The sequence below is a fragment of the Phenylobacterium sp. genome (assembly GCF_044372605.1).
GTDB lineage: Bacteria > Pseudomonadota > Alphaproteobacteria > Caulobacterales > Caulobacteraceae > Phenylobacterium.
On record NZ_JBILRO010000275.1, the window covers coordinates 1 to 4,228 of the forward strand.

The following is a 4,228-nucleotide window of genomic DNA, read 5'->3' on the forward strand; positions in this document are numbered from 1 at the left end:
CGAGGTGATGGTGACCGCCCGCAAGCGTGAGGAGCGCCTGCGCGATGTGCCGGTGGCCGCTTCGGTCATCGATTTGCAGTCGATTGCGGACAAGGGCGGCTTCAGCGACATGAAGAGCCTTTTCGATGGCGTGCCGGGCCTGCGCTACTTCGACACCAGTACGCCCGCCAACTCGGAGGTCTCGATCCGGGGCGCCGGCACCAGCCGCGGAACGGCGGCCGAGGCGCCTGTCGGGCTCTATCGCAACGGGGCCTATGTCGGCGGCGGCGGCAATCTGGGTGGCCGGAATTTCGTGCGGGCCGATCTGTTTGATGTGGGCCGTATCGAGGTGCTGCGCGGTACACAGGGCGCGCTATACGGCCGCAACGCGGTGGGCGGGGCCATCAACCTGATTTCCGCCCAGCCGCGGGACGTCTTCGAGGGCTATGTCGAATATAAATACGGCATAAACAACGAGAAGCATCAGGCCGAGGCGGTGATCAATGTCCCGCTCTCGGAATCTGTAGCGGTGCGGTTCGGCGTACAGGGAACGCAGACCAATAAGGGTTTCTTCTATAATGCTTACAACGATGAATACCACGATGATGAGGATGGAACGATCATCCGTGGCCAGATTCGTTATCATAACGAAAAGCTGTCGGTGAATTTTCTTGCTGAGAACCAGATCTACAGGATACCTGGTCTCTACTGGCAGACCTACATTCTCCCGGACCCGACGCGCACAGCTTCGCCCAAGGGGATCATCAACGAGAAGTACCGGACGCTGTGGGACACCCCACCTCTAGCGAAGCAGAACCTGTCGACCTTCAATCTGCAGATCAGCTACGACCTCGGTTTCGCGACCCTGGAATCCTCCAGCAATCGTCGGCGACGGGAATCGATGTCGGTGTTTGACGGTGACGCCGGCAGCGCCGCGTCGCTGGCGGCGGAGCGGGCGCGCGGGAACCCGCTGCCAACCACTGACCCGGGCAACGGAACGGTCAATCAGAACCTCGCCCGGATCAATTTTCAGGACGTCCACCTGACCAGCAACGGCGAGGGGCCGATGAACTGGCTTGTCGGGGCGGAGTATCTTGAAATTCTCTCTAATAACCTGTCACTGAACTATCGGACGCCGACCGCGGCCAACCGCTCAATCGGCAACCGCACCCCCACGACGGCCAAGATTCATTCGCGCGCCATCTATGGCTCGATCGGCTACGAGATCTCCGAGCGGTTCGATGTCGAGCTGGAGGGGCGATACTCCAAGGACAAGCGCGAAGTCGCCACTGATCGCCTGGACCGTGGCACAGGTGTTCCGCTGCCTGGGCGTCTGATCCGTAACGCCGAGAGCCGGCCGGACGCGGCGATCTTCAACATCATCGCCGGTTACAAGCCGATCGAAGGTTGGTTGACCTACGCCAAGCTCGGCACCGGTACACGCGCCGGTGGATTCAACACCAATGATGGCGACCCACGCGGCACCCCGATCCCGCCGGCGTTCGACGACGAGAAGTCGACCACCTTCGAGATAGGCGCAAAGGGCAATCTGGCGCCGAACATCTACGTGACAGGCGCAGCCTACTTCACGGAGATCCGCGACTTCCTGGTCCAACGCGACAATGGTTGTTCGGCCACCAATCTGGCCTGCCCGGTCGGTTCGACCTCATTCCTGACCAATGCCGGCAAGGCTGAGGTGGTCGGTCTCGAGGCGGAAGCCATCGCCCGCTATACCGTCGCCGACGGACAACTCCGGATCACCGCTGCGGTGGGCCGGCAGGAGGGTAAGGTGAAGTCCGGTCCATTTGCCGGACGGAAGACGCCTCAGACGCCGGAGTGGAATGGCTCACTGGCCGTCAACTACCGCCGAGACCTTGCGGCGGGCCTGACAGGGTTCGCGAACCTGACCTACAACTTCGAAACTGGGGGCGTGCAGGAGATCGAACAGACGCCCCAGCTTTATGATCGTGGTATCTACGGTGCCCGGATCGGGGTGGATCGGGGCCCTTGGCAGGCGGCGCTGGTGGTCACCAACGCGGCCAACGAGTCCTACATCATCTTCGAGAACGAGACCGTCCGGCGATGGAATCAGCCTCGGGTCTATACGGTGCAGCTTCGCTACAAGTGGTAAGGCGTCTTCAAGCTGCGCTGGGTCTCTGGATGGCCAGGTCCGACACGGGAGTTAGGGTGAGGCCGCGAACTCGGACTTTGCGTCGTGCTCACGTCCTTGCTGCGGCGCTGATGGCGAGCCTCCTTCCCTGTGCGGGCCTCGCGGAAGTGCGGTTCAACCCGGCTCAGGCCGCACTTGACCGGGATCGAAACGGGGCGATCTCGGCAGCCGAAGCTCCACCCATGCTGGCCCGATGGATCAGCGCCGCAGACCAGGATGGGTCCGGGGACCTGTCTCCGGCGGAGTTCCATGGACTTCTTGGAGCCCTGTTGCCGCCGCGCCTGCCCGAAGGCCAGACTCCTGCGCCTCCGCCAGCATTGAAGACCGCATCCGGGTCGCCAGCCTGGTCAGATGTAGACGCCTACATAATCGCCATGACCCGTGACCTGCCTCTCGAGGGCGCCAGCCTGGTGGTCATCCGGGATGGCCAGGTGGTCCATCAGAGGGCTTACGGGCTCTATGACCTGGATACGCAGATCCCCATCGCTTCCGCCACCAAGTGGCTAAACGCGGCGCTGATCATGACGGTCGTCGACGAAGGGAAGCTCGACCTCGATGCGCCGATATCGACCTACCTGGACTGGGCCAGAGGGCCGATGGGATCGGCCACGCTTCGTCAATTGCTCTCCCACACGGGTGGTTTCAGTCCTAGCCATCTCGCAGACCAGCCGCGCAGTCTCTCGCTCGAAGCCTCGGCCCGCGATGCCTTCGCCCGGCCGCCCGTCGGCGCGCCCGGCGCCCAGTTCCGTTATGGCGGCGCCGGAATGCAGGTCGCCGCCTATGCCGCCGAGAAGGTGACCGGCATTCCTTATGCGCAGCTTTTCGAGGCGCGCGTCACCGGTCCGCTGGGGATGATGAACACTCATATCGGCTTCGCGCAGAAGCGGGAGGACCGCGCCTCGGTTACGAATCCGATCGTTGCGGCGGGCGGATACTCGACAGCGGCGGACTATGCGCGATTCCTGGAGATGTTGGCTGGAGGCGGCCAGTTCCGGGGTCGAACCATCCTGTCGGAAAAGGCGATCCACGAGATGTTCCGCGACTATTCGGAGCGCCGGGCTACGCTTGGAGCCGGCACCAGCGTCGGCGACCAGCGGGGCTACGGACTGGGCGCATGGTGCAACGAGATCGCGGCGGATGGTGTCTGCTCGGTCGTGCAGTCCGGCGGCGCATTCGGAACCTCGCCTGTCGTACAGGTCAAGGAACGGACGGCGATCCTGTTGATGGTCAAGGATCGCATGCCCCTGATCCGCGCAAATTGGGCAGTCGTCACTGAGGCGATTGCTTCAATCCTCGCGACATCTCCGGGACCGCGCCGTTAGAGCCGGGAGTCGCCGGCGACATCGAGCCCAGGGACTGCCCGTCTCCATTGAGACGGCACAGCAGAGTGGCTTCAGTCCGTCGTCTAGCGCACGAAGGCGGCGCGGAACTCGCGTCGGTCGAAGCGCCAGCCCTCGGGCGTGCGCAGGAAGGTGTCGTGGTACTCGCCCACGATCACCGGCTGGTCGGCCAGCGGCGATACGCGGCGGCCGGGCTCGGCGTCATGGCGATAGAGCTGGATGTAGGTGACGCCGCTGGCGTGATCCGCGTCGGCCACATCGATCACCACTGTGGAGCACACGTGCCGCGACATGCGGCGTGCGTTAGCCTGGCGAGCGGTAAAGGCCTTCAGAATCGCGGGCTTTCCGACATGCTCGGCCTCGGGCGTCTTCCAAACACCGTCATCGTGGAAGAGGTCAGCGACGCGGGCTGCCTCTCCGAAGTCGATCACATGGCTGTAGCGGTGGCACAGCCGCTCACAGTCGTGTTCGATGTCGCGGCGGGTGCGGTCGTCCATGAGTGTCTCCCGGAGCTTTCATACCGATCATGACGCCAATGAAATGAGTTGTGAAGCGACCTACCGACCGGTAAGTCGTTTATCTGGTCGCCGGTGAAATCGGGAGGCTGCGTATGAGAATCGTTATCGTTGCATCCGCCGCCGTGGCTCTCGCCGGGGCCTGCGGGCCCTCGGGTTCGATGTCTGATCGACTTTCGCCCAGGGATGCGATGATGGTCGTGTTTCCCACCGCCGTGAGCCAG

General features: G+C 63.2%; 3 protein-coding genes. 2 read left to right on the plus strand and 1 reads right to left on the minus strand.

Annotated features, from left to right (window positions below; translation table 11 throughout):
* Both ACIQ42_RS16575 and ACIQ42_RS16580 read left to right on the plus strand, forming a co-directional pair.
* Nucleotides 1-2,110: TonB-dependent receptor (locus tag ACIQ42_RS16575; RefSeq protein ID WP_397423347.1), on the plus strand; the 2,110-nt coding region annotated here is incomplete at its 5' end.
* Between the two features lie 110 nt (nucleotides 2,111-2,220).
* Nucleotides 2,221-3,471: a serine hydrolase gene (locus ACIQ42_RS16580; protein WP_397423348.1), complete on the plus strand. Its 1,251-nt coding sequence runs from the start codon at nucleotides 2,221-2,223 to the stop codon at nucleotides 3,469-3,471.
* An 83-nt stretch (nucleotides 3,472-3,554) separates the two neighbouring features.
* On the opposite strand, the gene ACIQ42_RS16585 is transcribed toward ACIQ42_RS16580, so the two are convergent.
* The gene (locus ACIQ42_RS16585) at nucleotides 3,555-3,986 is read right to left on the minus strand and encodes a nuclear transport factor 2 family protein (protein ID WP_397423349.1); all 432 of its coding nucleotides are present in this window, start codon (nucleotides 3,984-3,986) and stop codon (nucleotides 3,555-3,557) included.
* Nucleotides 3,987-4,228: the final 242 nt, after the last annotated feature.

Bases quoted from the DNA above. Each gene is read 5' to 3' on its own strand.
- ACIQ42_RS16580 (WP_397423348.1), top strand. From the start codon at position 2,221: ATGGCGAGCCTCCTTCCCTGTGCGGGCCTCGCGGAAGTGCGGTTCAAC.
- ACIQ42_RS16585 (WP_397423349.1), bottom strand. From the start codon at position 3,986: ATGGACGACCGCACCCGCCGCGACATCGAACACGACTGTGAGCGGCTG.